The organism is Listeria sp. ILCC797 (assembly GCF_900186185.1).
Classification (GTDB): Bacteria; Bacillota; Bacilli; order Lactobacillales; family Listeriaceae; genus Listeria; species Listeria goaensis.
Genome location: NZ_FYBS01000006.1, coordinates 83,589 through 105,555 on the forward strand (window position 1 = coordinate 83,589; position 21,967 = coordinate 105,555).

General features: G+C 40.5%; 22 protein-coding genes. 1 reads left to right on the forward strand and 21 read right to left on the reverse strand.

All coding sequences use genetic code 11. The features are described 5' to 3' along the window. Window positions 1-5 precede the first annotated feature (5 nt). The 5 genes from uvrB to BN1609_RS07800 form a co-directional block, all read right to left on the reverse strand. Window positions 6-1,979, reverse strand: a complete 1,974-nt coding sequence (gene uvrB / locus BN1609_RS07780; RefSeq protein WP_088809753.1) for an excinuclease ABC subunit UvrB — start codon at window positions 1,977-1,979, stop codon at window positions 6-8. A 183-nt stretch (window positions 1,980-2,162) separates the two neighbouring features. Further along, on the reverse strand, window positions 2,163-2,405 hold the full coding sequence (locus BN1609_RS07785) for a CsbA family protein (RefSeq protein ID WP_240310354.1): 243 nt from the start codon (window positions 2,403-2,405) through the stop codon (window positions 2,163-2,165). Between the two features lie 28 nt (window positions 2,406-2,433). Further along, the gene (locus BN1609_RS07790) at window positions 2,434-3,087 is read right to left on the reverse strand and encodes an HD domain-containing protein (RefSeq protein ID WP_088809751.1); all 654 of its coding nucleotides are present in this window, start codon (window positions 3,085-3,087) and stop codon (window positions 2,434-2,436) included. 21 nt (window positions 3,088-3,108) lie between these two features. Then, on the reverse strand, window positions 3,109-3,495 hold the full coding sequence (locus BN1609_RS07795; protein WP_088809750.1) for a hypothetical protein: 387 nt from the start codon (window positions 3,493-3,495) through the stop codon (window positions 3,109-3,111). 64 nt (window positions 3,496-3,559) lie between these two features. Continuing rightward, window positions 3,560-3,859, reverse strand: coding sequence for a metalloregulator ArsR/SmtB family transcription factor (locus BN1609_RS07800; RefSeq protein ID WP_007474071.1), 300 nt, complete (start codon window positions 3,857-3,859; stop codon window positions 3,560-3,562). Between the two features lie 460 nt (window positions 3,860-4,319). On the opposite strand from BN1609_RS07800, the gene BN1609_RS07805 reads away from it, so the two are divergent. Then, window positions 4,320-5,546 (forward strand): DUF4408 domain-containing protein, encoded by a 1,227-nt coding sequence (locus BN1609_RS07805; RefSeq protein WP_088838993.1) that lies wholly within the window; start codon window positions 4,320-4,322, stop codon window positions 5,544-5,546. On the opposite strand, the gene BN1609_RS07810 is transcribed toward BN1609_RS07805, so the two are convergent. From BN1609_RS07810 to ftsE, 16 genes are all read right to left on the reverse strand, one after another. Beyond that, the gene (locus BN1609_RS07810; RefSeq protein ID WP_088809748.1) at window positions 5,536-6,120 is read right to left on the reverse strand and encodes a DNA-binding protein; all 585 of its coding nucleotides are present in this window, start codon (window positions 6,118-6,120) and stop codon (window positions 5,536-5,538) included. The genes BN1609_RS07805 and BN1609_RS07810 overlap by 11 nt on opposite strands. A gap of 81 nt (window positions 6,121-6,201) precedes the next feature. Further along, complete coding sequence (phoU, locus tag BN1609_RS07815; RefSeq protein WP_088809747.1) at window positions 6,202-6,861, reverse strand: phosphate signaling complex protein PhoU; 660 nt, start codon at window positions 6,859-6,861, stop codon at window positions 6,202-6,204. Window positions 6,862-6,874: 13 nt separating this feature from the next. Next, complete coding sequence (gene pstB / locus BN1609_RS07820) at window positions 6,875-7,621, reverse strand: phosphate ABC transporter ATP-binding protein PstB (protein WP_220387162.1); 747 nt, start codon at window positions 7,619-7,621, stop codon at window positions 6,875-6,877. 45 nt (window positions 7,622-7,666) lie between these two features. After that, the gene (gene pstB / locus BN1609_RS07825; protein WP_088809844.1) at window positions 7,667-8,494 is read right to left on the reverse strand and encodes a phosphate ABC transporter ATP-binding protein PstB; all 828 of its coding nucleotides are present in this window, start codon (window positions 8,492-8,494) and stop codon (window positions 7,667-7,669) included. Between the two features lie 17 nt (window positions 8,495-8,511). Beyond that, on the reverse strand, window positions 8,512-9,399 hold the full coding sequence (gene pstA, locus BN1609_RS07830; protein ID WP_088809745.1) for a phosphate ABC transporter permease PstA: 888 nt from the start codon (window positions 9,397-9,399) through the stop codon (window positions 8,512-8,514). Then, window positions 9,396-10,319: a phosphate ABC transporter permease subunit PstC gene (gene pstC / locus BN1609_RS07835; protein WP_088809744.1), complete on the reverse strand. Its 924-nt coding sequence runs from the start codon at window positions 10,317-10,319 to the stop codon at window positions 9,396-9,398. Before pstC ends, pstA begins: the two co-directional genes overlap by 4 nt. Before the next feature lie 114 nt (window positions 10,320-10,433). Beyond that, window positions 10,434-11,330: a phosphate ABC transporter substrate-binding protein PstS family protein gene (locus tag BN1609_RS07840; RefSeq protein ID WP_088809743.1), complete on the reverse strand. Its 897-nt coding sequence runs from the start codon at window positions 11,328-11,330 to the stop codon at window positions 10,434-10,436. Window positions 11,331-11,565: 235 nt separating this feature from the next. Then, entirely contained in the window at window positions 11,566-11,925 is a 360-nt protein-coding gene (locus tag BN1609_RS07845; protein ID WP_220387153.1) for a peptidoglycan-binding protein, read from the reverse strand. A 211-nt stretch (window positions 11,926-12,136) separates the two neighbouring features. Then, complete coding sequence (pnpS, locus tag BN1609_RS07850) at window positions 12,137-13,915, reverse strand: two-component system histidine kinase PnpS (RefSeq protein ID WP_088815775.1); 1,779 nt, start codon at window positions 13,913-13,915, stop codon at window positions 12,137-12,139. Next, a complete protein-coding gene (locus BN1609_RS07855; protein WP_088840726.1) occupies window positions 13,912-14,625 on the reverse strand; it encodes a response regulator transcription factor in 714 nt (237 codons plus the stop codon). Before BN1609_RS07855 ends, pnpS begins: the two co-directional genes overlap by 4 nt. A 146-nt stretch (window positions 14,626-14,771) precedes the next feature. Next, window positions 14,772-15,947 carry a hypothetical protein gene (locus BN1609_RS07860; RefSeq protein WP_088840743.1) on the reverse strand — a complete coding sequence of 392 codons (1,176 nt, stop codon included), beginning with the start codon at window positions 15,945-15,947 and terminating at the stop codon, window positions 14,772-14,774. A gap of 26 nt (window positions 15,948-15,973) precedes the next feature. Then, window positions 15,974-17,422 carry a cardiolipin synthase gene (cls, locus tag BN1609_RS07865; RefSeq protein ID WP_088809740.1) on the reverse strand — a complete coding sequence of 483 codons (1,449 nt, stop codon included), beginning with the start codon at window positions 17,420-17,422 and terminating at the stop codon, window positions 15,974-15,976. A gap of 161 nt (window positions 17,423-17,583) precedes the next feature. Continuing rightward, entirely contained in the window at window positions 17,584-18,900 is a 1,317-nt protein-coding gene (locus BN1609_RS07870; protein WP_088809739.1) for a murein hydrolase activator EnvC, read from the reverse strand. A gap of 111 nt (window positions 18,901-19,011) precedes the next feature. After that, window positions 19,012-20,217: an NlpC/P60 family protein gene (locus BN1609_RS07875; RefSeq protein WP_088809738.1), complete on the reverse strand. Its 1,206-nt coding sequence runs from the start codon at window positions 20,215-20,217 to the stop codon at window positions 19,012-19,014. 63 nt (window positions 20,218-20,280) lie between these two features. Then, entirely contained in the window at window positions 20,281-21,165 is an 885-nt protein-coding gene (gene ftsX, locus BN1609_RS07880; protein ID WP_088809737.1) for a permease-like cell division protein FtsX, read from the reverse strand. Continuing rightward, a complete protein-coding gene (gene ftsE / locus BN1609_RS07885) occupies window positions 21,155-21,841 on the reverse strand; it encodes a cell division ATP-binding protein FtsE (RefSeq protein WP_088809736.1) in 687 nt (228 codons plus the stop codon). Before ftsE ends, ftsX begins: the two co-directional genes overlap by 11 nt. Window positions 21,842-21,967 lie beyond the last annotated feature (126 nt).

The following is a 21,967-nucleotide window of genomic DNA, read 5'->3' on the forward strand; positions in this document are numbered from 1 at the left end:
TCGTTTCATCCTTCCGCTTTTAATTCGAGTAATGCATCACGAAGTTCCGCTGCACGTTCAAAGTCAAGCGCTTTAGCCGCCGCCTTCATTTCGTGTTCCATATCTTCAATAAGCTGTCCGCGCTCTTGTTTTGTTAGTTTACTTAAATCTGGACGTGCCTCTTCTTCACCTTCTACAGCAGTAGTTGCCGCAATTACGCCGCGAATTTCTTTGCGAATCGTTTTTGGCGTAATGCCGTGTTCTTCATTGTACGCTTCTTGAATATGACGACGACGTTCGGTTTCTTCCATTGAAACGCGCATTGAATCGGTAATTTTATCGGCGTACATAATAACTTTTCCGTGTTCATTACGCGCCGCACGACCCATCGTTTGAATAAGCGAGCGTTCTGATCGCAAGAAGCCTTCTTTATCCGCGTCTAAAATTGCAACAAGGGAAACTTCTGGCAAATCTATTCCTTCACGAAGTAAGTTGATTCCGACTAGGACGTCAAACACGCCAAGGCGTAAATCGCGGATGATTTCAATCCGCTCGAGCGTCTTCACTTCCGAGTGGAGGTATTGCACTTTGATGCCAGCTTCTTTTAGATAGTCCGTTAAATCTTCCGCCATCTTCTTGGTCAGTGTTGTTACGAGTACGCGTTCATCTTTTTCTGTGCGCTCATTAATTTCATCCATTAAATCATCGATTTGCCCTTCAATCGGTCTAATTTCAACAACAGGGTCAAGCAGTCCTGTTGGCCGAATGATTTGCTCGATAACATCTGGATTTTTCTCGAGTTCGTACGGACCCGGAGTTGCAGAAATAAACATAATCTGATTGATGTGTTTCTCGAACTCTTCTAAGCGTAGCGGGCGGTTATCGAGGGCTGATGGCAAACGAAACCCGTGGTCAACAAGCATCTGCTTCCTTGCTTGGTCACCGTTGTACATTCCGCGGATTTGCGGCATGGTTACGTGCGACTCATCGATAACAATTTGGAAGTCATCAGGGAAATAATCAAGTAGCGTATACGGCGTCGAGCCTGCTGGGCGATGTGCCAAATGCCTTGAATAGTTCTCAATTCCTGAGCAATAGCCCATTTCTTCCATCATTTCAATATCATAGTTTGTTCTTTGTTCTAAGCGTTGCGCTTCTAAAAGTTTATTATCCGCACGTAATATTTTTAAACGTTCTTCGAGTTCGATTTTAATGTTTCCAATTGCTTTTTTGAGCGTATCTTGGCGGGTAACGAAGTGAGATGCTGGAAAAATTGAAATGTGTTCCCGCTCACCTGTAATTTCTCCCGTGAGTGCGTCTACTTCGCGGATTCGCTCGATTTCATCACCAAAAAATTCAACGCGAATACAATGCTCGTCACGCGACGCTGGAAAAATTTCAACCACATCGCCGCGAACACGAAAACGTCCGCGCTGAAAATCGATGTCATTGCGGTCATATTGAATGTCCACCAAGCGGCGTAATAAAACATCGCGACTGATTTCCATACCTGGACGTAGCGACACAACTAATTCCCGGTATTCTTCTGGTGCACCTAAACCATAAATACACGATACGCTGGCAATAATAATCACATCGCGTCTCTCGAGTAATGAAGCAGTCGCAGAATGGCGTAATTTATCGATTTCGTCATTAATGCTAGCATCTTTTTCAATATACGTATCACTTTGCGGGACGTAAGCTTCCGGTTGATAATAATCGTAGTAACTAACAAAATATTCCACCGCATTGTTTGGAAAAAATTCCTTAAACTCACTATAAAGTTGTCCAGCTAGCGTTTTATTATGCGCCATAATCAGCGTCGGTTTATTGACTTCTTGAATCACGTTGGACACCGTGAACGTTTTCCCTGTTCCGGTTGCCCCAAGCAAAGTTTGGTGTTTTAGGCCGCTATTTAAGCCAGCAACTAATTGCTCAATTGCGCGCGGTTGATCTCCAGATGGTTGATATTCTGAGACGAGTTCAAATTTATCGGTCAATGTGAGTCCCCCATTCCTGCTTCATTTTTTTCTCCACTTTCAGCTCTTCTATTTTACCATAAAGCACAATTATATCCTAGCAAAAACCGAAAATACGTTCGGTTGTTTTTGTAAAACAGAAAGAACGCAATCATTTTGATTACGTCCTTCTTTTTCTATTTTACCACTTTATCGCATATTTACCTATTTATGTGCTTCCTCTCGGCCGCGAATACGTTTCAACATATTTGTTGCTACCATAAACCCCACTGTCATGGAAAAAGCATCAATTATAATAAGCCACCACGTATCCGTGTAACCAAGTTTGGCGCTAGCAGCAATGAGTCCCACCATTAAAATCAACGCCACAAAACGATTTAACGTGACACGCGCAAAAATAATGACAAGTACGCCCGGGAAGAAAATTGCCGATAAAATTTGGTCCAGCATCGTTCATCTTCCTCTCACCATTTCGCTAGTTTTGTCCATCTTGAAGCGCTTTTGTTGTTATTTCAGCCGTAAGTTCTGGCAAGTCCGTTTTGCGAATGCCTTTTTCACCAAGCATGTCTGGTAAAATTTCACGCAAGAAATATTTCACACTTTCCATATCACGATACTCATAAATTGTTGCGAGTGCTTCACTATAAATTTCAACAAAAATATTTTCTGGGTTGCCTTTACGAATTTCGCCAAATGATTCGTACAACAAGTCAACTTTATCTGAAATGGCTAAAATTTTCCCTTCAAGCGTCATATCTTTACCTTCTTTTAAAAGATGGCGATAAGTCGGCTGAAATTCTTCTGGTATTTCCCGCTCAATAAAATTTTGCGTCATGCTTTCTTCCACTTCAGAGAGCATTTCACGAAGTTCAGCTGTGGCGTATTTGACGGGTGTTTTTATATCGCCAATAAAAAGCTCCGAGTAGTCGTGATTTAATGCGCGCTCATATAGTGAGCGCCAATCCACTTCATTGCCTGCTTGCTCTTCCACATTTCCAAAAAACTGAGCGATTTGTGTCACTTTAAATGAATGTTCTGCCACTGAGTGCTCTTGATATTTAAATTTCCCGGGACAACGATAAATGTTTTCTAAATCAGATAAACTTTGAAAATATTGATGAATGCCCATCAAAATCACTCCTTCCATTCATTATTCTTCGCGTTTTTGATTTTTGTTTGCTGGATTCGTATTTTCTACTTCGCGCATAATGAGCGCGGAACCGTATCCTAACAGCGCAATGATTGCACCGGAATAGGATCTGAAGTTTTCTGGAGCAAAAATGGCAATGATTGCTGAAAATAAAAACGTGGTTAAAATTCCCCAACTAAATAGCTTAGTGCCTCTTGAAGTGCCCACTTTCATTTGTGAATATATGCCAACATAGCAAACTGCTTGTATGAGTATAAATTGGATGACGCCGAGCACGATGACAACAGCCAATTGATTGTTCCAAATAAGTCCTAAAACCGTTACTGCAACCATCAAAATGATTCCAATAATCACTAACATTTTTTGTGTTGCCGTTAATTTTTTCAATGCTTTTCCCCCAAAGATTTGTTTGCTTTTACTTTACCATAAAAAAACAAATAATGCTGTAAGGCTACTCGTGGTGAACATGCCGGATAGCTTGCGCGAGTAGTTCTAGCACATGGTTATCATCTTGAGAATAAAAAATGGTCGTCCCTTGTCTACGTGATTTTACTAACCGCAAATTTTTTAAAAAACGCAATTGATGCGATACAGTCGTTTGGTTAAATTCAAGTGTCCGGGCGATTTCATTCACTGAATACTCTCGTTCCTGAAGTAAATTTAAAATTTGCACGCGCGTAGGATCCGCTAGTGCTTTAAATATTTGAGTCACATTAAAAAGGGTTTCTTCATCTAAGATTGAATGGTTCATTTCCTCACTCCATTATTATATGGTCATATATTCATATGATAGCGTTAACCAATCCATCACGCAACTAATGTGCCAACATATGCCTGAACAATTTGGTTAAATCTGCACTTCATTTTGCTAGGCGTTGCATGCAAAAGAGTACATTTTTTCTATGAAGATGCGAGTGTGCTATACTTAACATTATAGATGTAAGCCCGTAGTTTAAACTTACCAAGGTGTCTACACGACAAGCAAATATTGCTCCCAAAAGTCTTTTTGAAAAGCAAGGATTCTAAAAAAACATGTGATTTTTATAGGTACGCCACTTCATTCGACTTGTTTTACAAGGAAAACTCCCTTTTTATCCAAAAAAATTTGCTCATACTTTAACAAAACGGGCCAACTTCTGATGCGAAATGAAAATTGATAACGTTTTCAAGACCTTGTAATTTATCCCTCTAAACCTTAAGGAGAATCATGCATGTACTTATTTACTGGACTATTTGTATTTGCCCTCTTCTCAAATTTCATCGCCCAATTTATTCCTATTGGTGGAATCTTGGAAAACGGTATTGTACTTGTATTCCTCATTGCCGCCTTCTTTAAAGCTGTGTATGAATCTGCACAGGGCAAAAAAAGCATTTCAGGCAGCGGAATTTTCTTAATTGGTGTCATCTTTTTATTGTTCATTGTTGCGATGTCGCCGAATGTGTTTTCTCTGCATCAAAATACGCTTATCAATCAGCTGCTTACTTTTTTTAGTATGGTTAAATTTGTTTTGCTTTATTTAAGCGGGCAATATCTTTTTCAAAACATTGAGCTCACCTCTACCAAATCGTTTTTTACAGGCTTAGCTTGGTTCATAACACTTAGTTGTTTAGCCGTCTACATAATCAACTTTTTTATCCCTCTCTTGCAGCCATTTGATATGCGATTTGACCGTTATACCTATTCATTTGGTTTCGGTCATCCTGCGCAGTTTGCCTTAGTTATTTTAATTTTATCAAGTTTAGCTACCTTTTTTAAACTCATTGATCAAAAAAAGCCGCCTTATCTTTATTTAGCGCTCAATTTCATTTTGATTTTTATTGCAGGGAGAAGTACTTCCATCGGCTTTTATCTTTGTCTATACCTTTTACTGCTTCTTTTTCCGTATCTTAAACGGATTCCAATTGCGATTATCGCGTTACTTGGTGGGGGATTCATTTGGCTAAATGCAGATCGGATTATGAATCAACTTATCGGAAACACACAAGAAGCTCGTGGCTTGTTGCTCAGAACTTCGTTTAAAATCGCCCAAGACTATTTTCCATTTGGCGGGGGACTGGGCATGTTTGGCTCCCATGCTGCGCGCGTCAATTATTCACCGTATTATGCGTATTACAATTTAGACAGTGTATGGGGACTCGCGCCAAGCAACCCCCAATTTGCCACGGATTCTTATTGGGCGATGCTGCTTGGCGAAGTAGGTTTTCTCGGTTGTTTGCTCATGATTATTCTTTTTGTCGCGCTACTGATTACCATCACAAAAAATCTTCCAACTACAGATATCAAATTAAAGTTTATCGTCATTTTACCCCTTGTTTATGCCCTCATCACAAGCCCAATTGACACCACTTTAGTATCGAAAAGCATTGTTGTTATCACATTTAGCGTACTTTATATGCGTATTTTCCTTCAAAACAAAAAACCTAGCATTAAATGCTAGGTTTGATAATCACGTAGGAAATAATTTTACAGATTCGTGCTTCTTTTTTGTGATTCTCGAATTCAAATACATCGGCGAAATAGACGTGCTGACCATTTTTTTGAATCATCGTTCCGTTAAGTGAGCCCAATTTGCCGTGCGATACAATGGTTTCAAGCTCTAGTGATTTTATTGGTTCAGAATGGCTGAAAAGCTCGTTCATAAAGTTAGTTCGGCCACGGATTTCAAATTCACCTGGGACACTCCAAACAAAGTTTTCCACCAAAAGTGCTTCTAGGGTTTTACGGTCTGCTTTTGCTGTTGCGATGGTGTAATCCCGCATGATTCGACGTTTAGGTGCGTTGTCACAGTCGGCTGGTACGATGATGGTAAATGCTTGATTCCCGTATTTTGTTTGAAAAGCTAATCCGCTCTCGGCTAGCGCTTTCCGCAGTATTTCAATTGCTTTTGGACCAACTCCGTGCAAAGCGAGGAGTGTCTTTTCGTCGTACGCTACGACTTGTTCTAACGTCGTAATTCCCTCGGCTTCCAAAGCTGATGTTGCCGGTTTGCCAATTTTCGGTAAGTTCGTCATCCACTTCGCCCTCCCTTGTTTACGAATATTATAGCATAACTATGCAAAAAGCGTGTCCCTCCCACAAGGAACACGCTTTTGCTATTGATTCAGCTCTTCAATTTCGCCGCTCTCCAAGTACACAATCCACTCTGAAACGTTTGTAATATAGTCACCAATCCGCTCCAAATTTTGCGCAACTAGTAGTAAATGCGTAATATCCTCTAAATGCTCAGGATCTTCTTGCATTAAATCAATACATTTTTTCGAGACTAGACGGTGCAATTTGTCGACTTCGTTATCGCGGGCTGCAATTTCGCGGGCAGCGTTTGCGTCTCCTGCTAGGTAGGCGTTTAAAACGTCATGAAGCATATTTTTGACGATTTCGCCCATTTCAGGAATTTCCGGAATCGGTTTTAGCGCTTTGCTGTTGCCAAGATGAATTGTCGCTTTCGCAATGCTGACAGCGTGGTCGCCAATTCGCTCCAAATCGGAACTGGCCTTCATCACCGTTACAATTTTACGTAAATCTGTTCCAACTGGTTGTTGGAGGGCAATTAATTCGAAGGAGCCTTGTTCAAGCGATAGCTCCATGTCATTAATTGCTTTGTCTTCCGCAATGACTTGTTCTGCCAGCAATTGATCTCTTTCCACTAGCGACTTGACTGCCTTAAAAATTGCTTCGTTTACAAGGACGCCCATTTTCAACAAGTGTTGGTGTAACTCATTTAACTGCTCTGTAAATAATTTTCTTACAACCATCTATGCACACTCCTTATCCAAATCGACCAGAAATATAGTCTCCTGTTTTTTGTTCTTTCGGGTTTGTAAAAATCGTCGTCGTATCGGCAAACTCAACAATCTCGCCGTTCAAAAAGAAAGCTGTTTCATCGGAAATACGCGATGCTTGTTGCATGTTATGCGTCACAATGACAATCGTATAATCTTTCTTTAGCTCTAAAATAAGGTCTTCTACTTTTGCGGTTGAAATTGGGTCAAGCGCCGAAGTTGGCTCGTCCATTAAAATGACTTCCGGTTTGACGGCCAGCACCCGTGCGATACAAAGACGTTGCTGTTGCCCGCCTGACATCCCTGTTGCTGGTTTATCTAAGCGGTCATGAACCTCTTCCCACAAAGCCGCCTGTCTTAAACTGCGCTCAACGATAGCATCGAGTTCCTTTTTATTTGTCACGCCGTGCATGCGCGGGCCATATGCGACATTGTCATAAATGGAAAACGGGAATGGATTTGGTTGTTGGAACACCATGCCCACACGCTTTCTAAGGTTTACCATATCTAATTTCGCTTGATTGACTTCTCCATCTGCAATTCGAATGCTTCCGGTCGTCTTCACATTCGGAATCAAATCATTCATGCGGTTTAGCGTTCTTAAAAACGTGGACTTCCCGCAACCTGATGGGCCGATAAGCGCCGTCACATAGTTTTCTTTAATCTGTAAGGAAACTTGTTTGAGGGCTTGTTTTGTTCCATAAAATAAATCGACTTTGTCCGTCTCAATCATAAATTTCGTTGCTTCAGCAGTTTCTACCAATTTATTCGCCTCCCCTTATCCAAAGTTTCCTGAAATATAATCTTCTGTACGTTTTTCTGCCGGATTTGTGAACAATTCTGTTGTGCTCGTAAATTCGACCACTTCGCCTAAATAGAAGAAAGCTGTATAGTCGGATACACGAGCCGCTTGTTGCATGTTATGCGTCACGATAACAATCGTATATTTTTCCTGTAGTTCATTAATTAAATCTTCTATTTTACTTGTGGAAATCGGGTCAAGCGCTGATGCTGGTTCATCGAGCAAGAGAACTTTCGGCTGCATTGCAATGGCACGAGCGATACAAAGACGCTGCTGCTGCCCGCCGGAAAGTGAAAGCGCACTTTTGTTGAGGTCGTCTTTTACTTCGTCCCAAAGCGCTGCACCGCGCAAGCTTTTTTCCACACGTTCCATCAATTCTTTTTTATTTTTCATGCCGTGGCGTTTTAAGCCAAACGCAATATTTTCATAAATCGATTTTGAAAATGGGTTCGGCTTTTGAAACACCATACCAATTTCCTTGCGCACTTTGTATAAATCGACTTCTTTACGGTTGATATCAATGCCGTTATATAAAATTTGTCCGTCCATGCGGCAGCCTTCAATTTCATCATTCATTCGGTTTAAAGCTCGTAAATACGTGGATTTCCCGCAGCCAGAAGGCCCGATAAGAGCCGTCACTTTATTTTCTGGGAAAGCAAGATTGACTCCTTTAATCGCATGGTTATCACCGTAATAAACGTGAAGATCCTTCGTTGCCATCGCGTGACTATCCATTTCAAAAGGAGGAACAATCGCTTGTGTTTCTTCGACTTCCACATTTATTGGCATCGTTTTTGTGATCATCATTTACAAAACTCCTTTTAAGACGAAGACGTCATTTTTTTGAATACAACTTTTCCAAGGATACGCGCTAAAATGTTGAAAAGCAGTACAGAGAGAATGAGCACCGCCGAAGCACCGTCCGAAACTGCACGTGCATCTGGCATGATTCCTTCTCCGTTAATTTTCCAAATATGAACCGCAAGCGTTTCCGCAGGACGGAAAATATTTAATGGCGACGTAATCTCAGCCGGATTCCAGTTTGTAAAATCAAGCACCGGCGTACTTTGCCCCGCCGTAAAAATGAGCGCCGCCGCTTCGCCGAACACCCGACCAGCTGCCAGAATAATTCCGGTAATAATCGCTGGTAAAGCTGCTGGGATTAAAACGCGCGTAATAGTCTCCCACCGGGTTAACCCGAGAGCCAGTCCTGCTTCGCGCTGAGTGTTTGGAATCGCATTTAAAGCATCTTCCACTACTCGAATTAAAAGCGGTAAGTTAAAAATCGTGAGCGTCAGTGCTCCGGAAATCACCGAGAAGCTCCAGCCCATTTGAATAACGAATACGAGGAAGCCGAAAAGGCCGACAACGATAGATGGAAGTGAACTTAAAACTTCGATTGTTGTCCGAATCAAGTCCGTCAACCAATTTTTCCGAGCGTATTCCGCCATGTAAATTCCCGCGCCTAGCGCAATCGGAACTGAAATGATCATCGTAATAATGAGCATGTAAAATGAATTCCAAATTTCAGGTCCAATCCCGCCGCCCGCTTGGAATGATTTCGGCGGTGTCGTTAGAAACTGCCAACTAAGTTGCGGGACACCTTTGACTAAAATATAACCGAGAAGGCTTGCTAAAATGATGACGATGATAGCTGCAATGGCATAAAATACGCCCGTTGCAATTTTATCTTTAGTTTTTACATTCATTTCGCTTTCCTCCTACGACCGATGAATCGGATAATGATGATGAAGAATAGGGACATCGCAAGTAATACCATGGCAAGCGACCATAAAACGTTATTTTCAAGTGTACCCATGACAGTATTTCCCATGCCCATCGTTAAAATACTGGTTAAAGTGGATGCCGGCTCAAATAATGAAGTTGGAATAACTGCCGAGTTCCCGATAACCATTTGAACGGCTAAAGCTTCGCCAAATGCGCGTGCCATACCGAATACGATGGCGGTCATAATACCTGCTCGCGAGGAGCGTAGCACCACACGCCAAATGGTTTGCCATCTAGTTGCCCCAAGCGCAAGAGAAGCCTCGCGGTAGTGACGTGGCACCGACTTAATCGCGTCCACAGAAAGCGATGTGACCGTCGGCAAAATCATAATTGTAAGAACGACAGTAGCCGCCGCAATTCCGAAGCCGCTACCTGAAATGTGTTCCCGAATAAACGGTACGACCACACTCAAACCAATGAAACCATAAACGACCGAAGGAATACCTACAAGGAGCTCCATGACTGGTTGTAAGATTTTTTTCCCAAAGCGAGGAGAGATTTCAACCATAAAAATGGCGGCACCAATTGCAAGCGGACCAGCGATACATGCGGCTAGAAGTGTGACCGCAAACGATCCGATAATCATCGGTAGTGCGCCAACTAAAGCATTGCCTGCCGCATCAACTTTTGACGGATTCCAATCTGTTCCCGTGATAAAGTCAACAAATGAAACATTATTTACAAAAAAGGTGGATAAACCTTTTGAAATGACAAGATAAAGGATAGAGATTGCCGCTAAGATCATAATACTAATGCAGAGGAATGTAATGAGCTTTCCTCTTGTTTCTAAACGCGCTTTTTTCGATGTTTTTGTCAGATTTTCTTCATTAATGATTTCCAAGGCTAAAAACTCCTTTCAGTCCCTAACATGCGGGTAAGTCTCCCTTGTTAAACAAGAAAGACTTCCCGTAAGTAGCAGGCTTCCGGTCATTTTTTCCTTTGCCTGCTTATTTTTTTATTTTACGTCTGTTAATTTTCCGTCCGCGTCACGTTCCACTTTCATGGAGTGAATCGATTGGTAACCTAATTGTGGCACTAGGTCATTTTGAATCGTTTCGCTCGTCATATATTCCAAGAACGCTTTCGTTGCGCCTTTAGGCTCACCATTCGTGTACATGTGCTCGTAAGACCAAATTTTCCAATCGTTTGTTGCAACGTTATCTTCATTTGGCTCGACGCCATCTACTTTTAGACTCATAATAGAATCATCAATATAAGAGAAAGCAAGGTAGCTAATTGCGCCTGGCGTTTCGCTAACAATCTTACGAACCGTTCCAGAAGAATCTTGCTCTTGTGCTTTCATTGGCGTAGCGCCTTTTAAGCCCCATTTTTCGAAAGTAGCACGCGTTCCGCTACCTTCAGCGCGGTTGATAACTGTAATTTTTTCATTTTTACCGCCAAGCTCTTTCCAGTTCGTTACTTTACCAGTGAAAATATCAATTAATTGTTGTTGTGTTAAATCTTTCACGCCAACGTCTTTATTTGCAACAGGCGCCATTCCGACAACCGCTACTTTATGATCAACAAGTTTCGAAGCATCTACTCCGTCCTTCTCTTCTGCAAAAACATCGGAGTTCCCAATTTCAACTGCCCCTTGCCCAACTTGTGTTAAGCCAGTACCAGAACCGCCGCCTTGCACGTTAATTTGTGTTTTCGGGTTTTCTGATTGGAACTGTTTACCGCCCGCCTCTACAAGCGGTTGAAGTGCCGTTGAACCAACTGCTGTCACTGAACCAGAAACTTCGTCGCCAGTTCCATTTGCTTTATCACTCGATGAACTGCTCCCACAAGCAGCTAAAACTAACATTAACGCTGAAAGAACTGTAAGTAATCCCAAAACTTTTTTATTCATAATTTCGTTACCCACCTTATTTTTTAAATTAGTGTTTCTTACATGTCTAACTATAACCGTTCGTAGTTAAGCTCATATGTAGCTAATGTTAAGAAATTGTAAACCCGCTTTTTTTATGTAAATTTCGTTAAAAAGAGATGTTAAAAACATGGTTTTTACGCCGTTTTCATTACAAAAATTTGTAGCTGCCGTAAATAAAAAAAGTGCCAAATTAAATTTGGCACTTTTAAGGACTTTACCATTTAGCATACGACCATAGAAGTGGATTTATTAATATCCGATGCGTTGCTGGGCCATATTGTCCATCCACTTTTAGACCATTACGTGCTTGAAAAGCTTTCACCGCCGCATAAGTCGCTGGACCATATTGTCCATCCACATCAAGCGTTGGATACCCTGAGTAATAATCTTTGCTGTTTACCACATGATGATAATTATTTAACCACGTTTGAATCAATGCAACATTATAGCCGTTGTAGTATGCTGCTTCTACTTTTTGTTCCGGAGCAACGGTTGAAACACCAACAAAGCCAACTGATAAAATCGCCACCATGCAAATACTTGTTAATACTTTTTTTAGAATCATGTTTTCCATCTCCTTCTCTTTAGTATGGAATTTATTATATCATTAGAATAGTATGAATTGTGTGAACTTTTTAAGTATTTTTTTCAACACTATATAAAAAATCCATACTTTTTTATCACAAAATTGTTAGTTTTTAAAAGTAGTTTCATTTACGCCCATTAAATTCCCCTTTACAAACCACAAAAATATCCTCCTTTTTTGAAAAAAGGAGGATATTTCTTTAGTTATGTGATTTTGGTAAACGCACATAAAATTTAGTACCAACATTTTCCTCGCTAGTCACTTGAATGGTTCCGTCCATCATTTCGACTAAGTGTTTCACAATTGACAAGCCTAAACCTGTTCCGCCAGAATGTCTAGTTCGCGCTTTGTCGACGCGGTAAAAACGTTCAAAAATGCGGTCTAAATCCTTCGCCGGGATTCCAATTCCGTTGTCTGCCACAACCAATTGGATTTCGTCGCCTAGGTCTTCTAGTTGGAGGACAATGCGGCCTTTTAAAGGCGTGTATTGAATCGCATTGGATAGCAAATTAATTAAAATTTGTTGCAAGCGGTCACGCTCATTTTCAATGAAAAGCGGCTTTTCATGGTCCCAAATTTGTTCAATCGTAATTTCTTTTAATGAAGCAAGCTCGCTCACCGTTTTAACCGACTGCTCCATTACTTCATTCATATTGATTTGCTCCACTTGAAGCGGCAGCGTTTTTTGTTCAATTCTCGACAAGGCTAGAATATCTAAAATTAAACGGTGCAGGCGGTCGCTTTCGTCTTTGATGATTGTTAAAAACTGCTTTAATAGCGCCTCATCGTACATCGCGCCGTCAAGAAGCGTTTCCGCAAAACCTTTTAGCGCCGTGACAGGCGTTTTTAGTTCATGCGAAACGTTTGCAACGAATTCTGAGCGGACGTTTTCCAAATGTCTAATTTGCGTAATGTCATGCAGCAGGAGGACTAGACCCGAAATCTCACCATCTTCCATCAAAATCGGCGATACGCTCGCATCTAAAATCATTTCTCTTGGGAAATAAATCGCAATTTCTTGTTGCTTCATGCGTTTGGTTTTCAGCGTTTCCTCAATCAATTCGCTTAAGCCGTAACTTTTAATGACCTCATAAAACGGCTTGCCCGTAATCTCCTGTTCTCCGAGAATATGGTACATCATTCGGTTCGTCATCACAATTTCCTTATCATGATTAATCAACATGACCCCGCTCACCAAATTTTCCACAATAGCCGTAAGTCTTTGCGAGTTCTCACGGATTTCAAACATTTGCGTTTCTAAACTTTCGGCCAGTTTGTTCACACTGCTGGAAAGATCCTGTAGCTCCCCGCTTGATTTCCCGTAAATTCGACTGCTATATTCGCGATTTGCTAAATCCGTTGAAACATCAATAATTTCCTGAACGGGCTTCGTAATCCGACGCGCAATCACAAAACTAATGAGCGCAATCAAAATGAGTGCCAAACTGAAAATCAGGAAGAGATTGCCCCAAAGCGTGTTGATTGCGGATTCTACCGATTCAAGCGAAACCGAAATTCGAAGCGCCCCAGCCGTTTCACCGTCTTGTACGATTGGCACCGCCACATAAAGCATACTATAACCGAGCGTATCACTTTCACGCGTCGCAATCCCAACCGAATCCCCATTTTGCAAAACTTCTTTAAATTCCGGGCGATTCGCATGATTTTCAAGTTGTGTCGGATCCTCTTTCGAATCAGCAATGACACGCCCGTCTTTATCAACAATCGTAATACGTGCATCCACTTCTTCTGTCAGCGGACTAAGCTCTGCCTGAATTTCAGCACTATTTTTATCTAAATCCGTATTTTCAATGTTTGTCGTATGCAAAAGCACCCGCGCCTCATCTTCCAACTGGCTTTCTTTCATACTTAAATAAGTCGTCTTCATCAGTTCGCCTGAAAACAAACCAACGATACCCATTGTTACAAAAAATAAAATGAAAAAGGAAATCCCGATTTTAAACCATAACTTTTTCATAGCTCATCCTTTACATTCTCCATTTTATAGCCAAAACCGCGAATCGTCTTAATATAGCGCGGTTGTTTCGTGTCCGCCTCAATTTTATCGCGCAAATGACTTACATGCACGTCCACAATGCGCGTTTCTCCGATATAATCGTAATTCCAAACCGCGTCCAGCAATTGGTCACGCGAAAACACTTTCCCGCGGTGGTTCGCCAAATATAACAGCAGCTCAAATTCTTTCGGTGTTAAATCAAGTTGCTCACCGCGCAAAAAAACCTCGTAGCTTTCCCGGTGTATTTCTAACTCCCCAATTTCCAAAATATTTTCAACAGAAGCAGGCTCTTTCTCGTCACGCACCTTATCCACACGGCGCAAAATGGCTTTAATTCTCGCAACCACTTCTCTTGGGCTAAACGGCTTCGTCAAGTAGTCGTCCGCGCCTAGTTCGAGGCCGATAATTTTATCAAGCTCCTCATCTTTAGCCGTCAACATCAAAATCGGAAAATCATATTTATCTTGGCGCAATTTTTTGGTCACTTCAATGCCGTCCATTTTCGGGAGCATTAAATCAAGCACAATTAAATCCGGTTTTTCCGAAATCGCAAGCTCATAGCCCATCTGACCATCTGTTGCCGTCACCACTTCATAGCCCGCTTTTTCAATATTAAATTGAAGTAACGTCACAATTGAAACCTCATCATCTACAACTAAAATTTTAGCCACAAAAATCTCCCTTTCCTGACAAATTCCGCACTTTATCTTAAATATAGCATGAATTTACAATTTCTGGATAGCAATACATCTATCTTTACAAAAACTTAAAACGAGCACCAAACAAAATCCAAATTTTGCTTAGCACTCGTTTTTATTTATCGTGGTTCAACTAAAAGAATCCCAAGCTCAAACGACTCATTATCGTATAGCGCCGTCTGTTCAATGCGCGGCTCCCCGTTTTGATCCATCACCTTCAAGCGACAGAAAGCTCGATTAATATTAAGCGCCTCATACATGTCCGCCCGCGTTTTAACCGCCATTCCGTTCACTTCCGTAATTTTTTCACCCGGCGTTAAATTCATTCGCGCTGACGGCGAACCCGCTCTAGCACCCAAAATTACAATGCCATCAGGTTGCGGCGCGTATTTTTGCGGTGCCATCTTATCATTTCGATAATAGCGCCACATAATCCAAAACCTAGAAATAATTGCGAGCACAAAAGCAAACAATGTCAGCACCGGTATCACAATACTCAATAAACCAATTCCCGCAATAAAGACCGCGAGCGTCATTACTTGTCCCGAAATCTGTTTGCTTAAAACTTGGGGCAGTTCCGAACGCGTCTTTTGCTCAAAACCAATAATAAGCGGCAATATAATGAGCGTATAAGAATCCGTTCCAATATTAAAGACCGGCCACCACTCAAACAAATGGGTGATTTCCGTCCCCGGAATGAAAACAACAAGTGGGATAAACCATAGCTTGCGCAATTGAAATGCGCCAACTAATTTCCCGCGCCTGCTTTTCCGAAGTGACGGAGAAGGTGAGCTTGCACTCGTGTGGCTGATTAAATAGGCTTCAACAAACAATGCAATCGCTAGTAAAAACGTCATTGCCACCATAAAATTATCTACATTTAAATTATCATAGAGTAAGTACTTATCTTGAAGCGGCCCAAATTGTATATCGAAATAATAACAATAATAAAAGACTAAACTCGAAATACCAATCGTAATCGCTGCTGAGCTTAAACGAAACATTGATGTAAGTAGTGCTAAAATTGTTATGGCATTAAAAATAACGAGCCATGAAATCATCACACTAAATCCAGAGAAGAACAATAGAATAGAGATTAAAAGCGCAACAAACACACCTAATGTGAAAAAGTTTTTAAGTTCTAGCCATGGTGAATAGATTCGCACGCTAAATGACTTACGTTCCCACTTGATGCGGTTAAATCCAGCAAGAATAACGAAGAGGATGGCCAAATAAAAGACCGGCTGAAGAAATAAACTCGCCAAACCTTTTAAAATGATTTCGATTACTTCCATTTCCATCCCACCCTTCTACTTTCTTTCTATAATATTGGCGCCAGCAATCTGCTGACAGCTTCTTTCAATTTTATCCAAACCGAACGCTCTTTATAAAGTTCAGGCGTAAGCTGATAGGATTTCAAAATATCTTCCAAAAAGATATCTTCCAATTTTTGTGCAAAAGCCTTCTCATAAATAAACGCATTCACTTCAAAATTTAGTCTAAAACTACGAAAATCCATATTCGCCGTTCCAACCGAAGCAATTTCTCCATCAATGACAAGCATTTTGGCATGAATAAAGCCATTGTCATAAATGAAAATTTTCGCCCCCGTCTCCATCAATTCACCTGCATAACTTGTCGTAGCGCGGTAAACAAACGCATGGTCCGGCTTATTTGGAATCATGATACGCACATCAATTCCCGAAAGTGAGGCAATTTTTAAAGCCTCAAACAAACTCGCATCAGGAATAAAATACGGTGACTGCAAATAAATTGATTTTTTAGCGGAATTAATCATTTTAATATAGCCATTTTTAATTTGCTGCCATTCCGAATCTGGGCCGCTTGAAACAATTTGCAAACTCGTATGCCCACCACCATAAAAAGCAGGGAAATAACGCGCTTTATAGTCCACCTTATGGCTCGGCGCAGCCGAATTCCAGTCCATAATAAACCGCGTCTGCATCGCATAAACCGCTTTCCCGTGCACACGAAGATGCGTATCACGCCAGTAACCAAACTTTTTCGATAGACCCAAATATTCGTCACCGATATTAAACCCGCCAATATAGCCAACTTCACCATCAATAATCGCTAGTTTTCGGTGGTTTCGATAATTCAATCGAAAGTTAATCAGCGGAAGCTTCGAAGGAAAGAACGGCCTCACTATACCTCCATTTTTCTCCAGTTGATGAAAGAACGACTTCTTCGTTGTCCTTGAGCCCATGGCGTCATAGATGACTTTCACGTTTAGTCCCTCCGCGGCTTTCCTTTCAAGCAGGCGGACCATTCGCTTTCCAAGCTCATCCGAATGAAAAATATAATAAATAATATGAATGTGATCCGTTGCATTTTCAATATCCTTCATCAAGGCTTCAAACTTCTCATGCCCATCCACATAAACATCCACTTCATTGTCTTGCGTCAAGATTGCACCATCATTTACAAGTAGCAAATAAATTAAATCCCGATATTTTCTTACATTCGAATCACTAAACGGAAATTCTTTCTGTCGAATTAATTCAATTTGATTGTCTGTTGATTCTCTTATCCCAATTTTTTCCTGCCCTTTCCAGTCAAAAATCTTCTTATTTGAAAGTTTTCTACCAAATATCAGGTAAATAACGAATCCAAGGATAGGAATAAACGTTAAAACTAGCAGCCACGCCCAAGTTGCTGACGTATCTCTACGTTCTAAAAATACTGTTACCGCTGCGAAGAAAACATTTAAAATTAACAGGACAATGAGAATTGCTGTCAAAATCCCCATTTTGCTCTCTCCCTTTTTGATTTATTCTATCCAATCATATCATAAAATCCCCGTTTCCGCCCATTTTACAACAAAAAAGCAGATAAAATTACATTTTAGCAATTCTTTTCCAATAGCAAAAAAAGTTTGGAACAAAATTTTGTCCCAAACTTTTTTTAAACTTATAAATATGGTGCTGGATTGACCGGAACGCCATTTTTATGAATCTCAAAATGCAAATGCTGTCCTGTCGACTGACCCGTAGAACCCATAATTCCAATATTTTGTCCTTGCATCACTTTTTGACCTGCGACAACACTCAAGCTTCCCGCACGCATATGTCCATAAAGCGTTTGATAACCATTACCATGATCAATTTCCACTACGTATCCGTAGCCTCCATAACCACTACCCGATGCTCCGAAACCGGAAAAAACAACCGTTCCACTTGCGGCCGCAAAAACAGGAACCGTTCCCCCTGCTGCAATATCTTGCCCTTTATGAGATTCATATTGCCCTGTTACCGGGTTTGTCCGCTCACTAAATCCTGAGGTTAAAATACCCGCGGCTGGTTTGATAAACATTCCGCCAGAAGATGCAGGCGCCGAGTATGAACTTCCTTGTGAAGGTTGCGACGGCGCGCTTGCGCTACTTGTAGTTTGTCTACTGCTCGCCTTACGCTTCGCTTCAGCAGCTTGTTTCGCCGCCATTTCTTTCTTATGTTGCTCTTCCGCATACGCGGCCGTTAAGTTCGCAGCCACTTGCTGTTCTTCCTTCGACAAATTGGCTTTTTGTGCTTCCAAGACAGCCTTTTCCTGATTTGTCTTATCTTTTTTCGTTGCTAGCGTAAGTAGCAAATCATCCTGCTCCGCTTTTTGACTCTCCAAATTATTTTTGATTACTGTAATTTGCGTAGCAAGCTGATTCAATTCTGCTAATTTCTTCTCAGAAGTATCTTGCATTTTTTTCAAAAGATCTTGATCTTCCTTCTGCTTCTTCATGATTTCCTGATCGGCATTCACAATCTCAGTAACAAGTGATGCCCTTCCAAAAAAGTCGGCAAAATCTTCTGCTTGTAGAAGTACGTTTAAATAACTCTGTCCGCTTCCATTCGTTTGAATCGCACGCGCCCGATTATCAAGCACACCTTTGCGCTGTTTAATTTCTTCTTTCAAGTCCGCAATATCAGCCTTTAATTGCTTAACTTTGCCTTCCTCCGTGACCACTTTCGCTTGTTGCTCTTTTAACTTCTTGTTCGTTGCTTCAATTTCTTTTGAAACTTTCTCTAGCGATGCCGCTACATCTTGTGACTCCGCTTCTAAGCTTTCCATCTCCGAGTTCTTTTGGCCAATATTGCCTTCCACTGAAGATTGTTGTTCTTGTAACTTTTTCTTTTGACTCTCCATACCATTTATATCATCTGCAAGTACATTCAGCGGTTGCGTAAGGAATGCAACAGTAGTCAGTACCATTACCCCAGATATTAATTTCTTTTTCATTTTTTGGAAAAACCCCTAACTTTTTTATTACTTTTGGCAAAAAAGGATAGAAAAATACCCTTGCCGCCAAGACAAAGGTACTTTTCTATTTTCAATACATCAAATTTATTTTTAGAAGTTAGCTACACGACCGTAACCAACTAAATACTTAGCCCAGTAGCCGCTAGAAATATTATCATACATAACGCCATTATTTTGTGCGTTAATCATTTGACCGCCACCAACATAGATACCTACGTGTGCGATTCCACTTCCATAGTTAAAGAATACTAGGTCGCCTGGTTTCGCTTGGCTAGCACTAATTTTTTGAGCAGCTGCATATTGTCCACCAGAAGTTCTTGGTAAGCTAATGCCTGCTGCACGGAAAGCGTAAGAAGTAAATCCAGAACAGTCAAATGCGCTTGGACCAGATGCACCTAATGAATAAGGTTTACCAAGTTGTGCACGTGCCGCTGAAATCATTGCAGAATATCCGCTTCCAGATGGTTGTTGTACATTACTGCTGGAAGAGCTATTATTGTTGCTATTTTTGTTCGCAGACGTTTTAGCCGTTGAAGATGATGATGTTCCTGAATTGTTATTTTCAACACCTGCAGTTGGTGCTGCCGCTGCTGTTAATGCGCGTGCACGTTCAGTTGCTGCCGCCGCTTGTTTATCACGTTCACTTACTAAGCCTGCTTTAGCATTTTCAGCACTTGCTTGGTCAGCCGCTAATTGTGCTACAACAGCTTCTTTTTCAGCTTTTTGTGCTTCAATTTTATTTTGTTCAGCTTCAAATTTATGAATCGCTTCTTTTTGAGATTCTTGTTTTTTCTTCACAGAAGCTTGCTTTGTTTTTAACGCTTCTTCATCATTTTTTTGATCATCCAAAATTGCTTTGTCAGAATCAACTAGTTGGTTAACTGCAGAAACACGGTTAACTAAATCAGAGAAATCTTCAGACCCTAAAATTACATCTAAGTATGCGTTGGAGTTAGAAGTTTTTTGCATTGCGCGTGCGCGCTCTTTAAGTACTTCTTCACGCTCTTTAATTCTCTCGTTGATTTCTTTAATATCACTGTTTAATTCTTTAAGCTCTTTAGTAGTATTGTCAAAATCCGCTTGAATTTTCTTAGCATTCTTTTGAGCAGCTTCCATATCAGCAACTAATTTAGATAGTTCAGATTCTAAATCACCTTTTTTTGCCTTTAAGTCGTTAATTTTTTTGTCTTGTGATTGAATGTCAGTATTAACGTCTGCAAATGCGTTTGTTGTAAATACCGGTGCGATTGTCATTACTGTTGCTAGTGATACTGCAATTAAAGCGTTCTTTTTCAAAGAATTTACCTCCTAAAAAGCTCCCTAAGCTTTTCTTTGTTTTTTTTGTTATTATTTTCGTTCTTAAACTTTTAAAAATCTTCTAATTGAGATAGCACTTCCCCAAACACCAATTAAAACGCCGATAACAATAATTAACGCGCTAATTTCATACGCAAAAGGTGTCGGTGGTAAGAGCGAAAGTGATGATGTTGCAAGTTTCGGGTTTAATAGGTTATACGTGTTAATGTAACCTACAAAAGTTAATACAACTGGAATGATTGAACCGATAAGACCCAACCACGCCCCTTCTAAAACGAATGGCCAGCGTATAAACCAGTTTGTCGCCCCAACAAGTTTCATGATTTCAATTTCTTTTCTTCTTGAGAAGATTGCAATCTTGATTGTGTTTGAAATGAGGAACATCGCTGTTAATAGTAACCCAATGCTTAATACTATACCAGCATATCTTGCCCATTGCAATGTATCAAATAATTTATCTACGGTTTTTTCACCATATTCTGCATCATCTACGTATTTTAATTTTTCAATCTTAGTTGCTACAGTCTTCGTTTGTTCTGGCTGTTCTGCTTGAACGATAAATACATCATGAAGTGGATTATCTTGCTTGAATAACTCGAAATTCTTTCCATATGTTCCTACTAAATTCTCCAATTGTTCATCTTTAGAGGAGAAAGTTACAGTATCCACGCCGTCAATCTTTTCGATGTTTTTCTTTAGCTCATCTTCTTGTTCTTGTGTAGCTCCGAGTGAAATATGCACGTTAATTTGCACATCATTTTCAACATCTGAGGCTAGCTTATTCATATTCATTAAAATGGAGAAGAACACGCTCACAAGAATAAGTGTTACTGTGACTGCACTCGCTGCTGCAAAAGTCATCCAACCATTTCTGTAAAGACTTTTGAAGCTTTCTTTCATATGTCTTCCAAAGGTTTTAAATTTCATATCCATATTCTCCTTGCTGCTCATCACGTGCGATACGACCATTTTCGATAGCAATAACACGATGTTTCAACGTGTTCACAATTTCTTTGTTGTGTGTTGCCATCACAATCGTAGTGCCTTGACGATTAATTTCCTCAAGGATATTCATGATTTCCCATGAAGTATCTGGATCGAGATTACCGGTTGGTTCATCGGCAATCAAAACTTTCGGCATATTCGCGATGGATCTAGCAATCGAAATACGTTGCTGTTCTCCACCTGAAAGCTCATCTGGTAGCATTCTAACTTTGTGCTTTAAATTAACTAAATCTAGAACTTCCATAACACGTTGTTTAATTTCAACCGGGTCTTTTTCTACTACTTCCATTGCGTAGGCAATATTTTCATATACCGTTTTGCTAGAAAGTAATTTAAAATCCTGGAAAACAACGCCAACATCACGTCTTAAATATGGAATTTCTCGATTTTTCAAGTTGATTAAATCAAAATTATCAACTTGAATGTTTCCTTTGGTCGCTCGTTCTTCACGATAAATCATTTTTATAAAAGTGGATTTACCTGCTCCACTTGGACCAACCACATAAACGAATTCCCCTTGGTCAATTTTGATATTTAGACCATTAGCAGCAGTAATGCCGTTTGGGTACTTCTTATACACGTCTTCCATCAATATCATTTTATCACCTAATTTGCCTTTCTTAATAAAGCGTCATTTGTAAGGTAATGCAATGATAACCTTTGACATAAAACTGTTATGCTGTGCCGGATACACTTCAACACAAAGTCTATTATAACATCCTAG

Bases quoted from the DNA above. Each gene is read 5' to 3' on its own strand.
- BN1609_RS07805 (WP_088838993.1), top strand. From the start codon at position 4,320: ATGTACTTATTTACTGGACTATTTGTATTTGCCCTCTTCTCAAATTTC.
- cls (WP_088809740.1), bottom strand. From the start codon at position 17,422: ATGGGGATTTTGACAGCAATTCTCATTGTCCTGTTAATTTTAAATGTT.
- BN1609_RS07870 (WP_088809739.1), bottom strand. From the start codon at position 18,900: ATGAAAAAGAAATTAATATCTGGGGTAATGGTACTGACTACTGTTGCA.
- BN1609_RS07840 (WP_088809743.1), bottom strand. From the start codon at position 11,330: ATGAATAAAAAAGTTTTGGGATTACTTACAGTTCTTTCAGCGTTAATG.
- ftsX (WP_088809737.1), bottom strand. From the start codon at position 21,165: ATGAAATTTAAAACCTTTGGAAGACATATGAAAGAAAGCTTCAAAAGT.
- BN1609_RS07790 (WP_088809751.1), bottom strand. From the start codon at position 3,087: ATGGGCATTCATCAATATTTTCAAAGTTTATCTGATTTAGAAAACATT.
- BN1609_RS07845 (WP_220387153.1), bottom strand. From the start codon at position 11,925: ATGGAAAACATGATTCTAAAAAAAGTATTAACAAGTATTTGCATGGTG.
- pstB (WP_088809844.1), bottom strand. From the start codon at position 8,494: ATGATCACAAAAACGATGCCAATAAATGTGGAAGTCGAAGAAACACAA.
- ftsE (WP_088809736.1), bottom strand. From the start codon at position 21,841: ATGATATTGATGGAAGACGTGTATAAGAAGTACCCAAACGGCATTACT.
- pnpS (WP_088815775.1), bottom strand. From the start codon at position 13,915: ATGAAAAAGTTATGGTTTAAAATCGGGATTTCCTTTTTCATTTTATTT.
- pstA (WP_088809745.1), bottom strand. From the start codon at position 9,399: ATGAATGTAAAAACTAAAGATAAAATTGCAACGGGCGTATTTTATGCC.
- phoU (WP_088809747.1), bottom strand. From the start codon at position 6,861: ATGGTTGTAAGAAAATTATTTACAGAGCAGTTAAATGAGTTACACCAA.
- BN1609_RS07800 (WP_007474071.1), bottom strand. From the start codon at position 3,859: ATGAACCATTCAATCTTAGATGAAGAAACCCTTTTTAATGTGACTCAA.
- BN1609_RS07810 (WP_088809748.1), bottom strand. From the start codon at position 6,120: ATGACGAACTTACCGAAAATTGGCAAACCGGCAACATCAGCTTTGGAA.
- BN1609_RS07860 (WP_088840743.1), bottom strand. From the start codon at position 15,947: ATGGAAGTAATCGAAATCATTTTAAAAGGTTTGGCGAGTTTATTTCTT.
- pstB (WP_220387162.1), bottom strand. From the start codon at position 7,621: ATGATTGAGACGGACAAAGTCGATTTATTTTATGGAACAAAACAAGCC.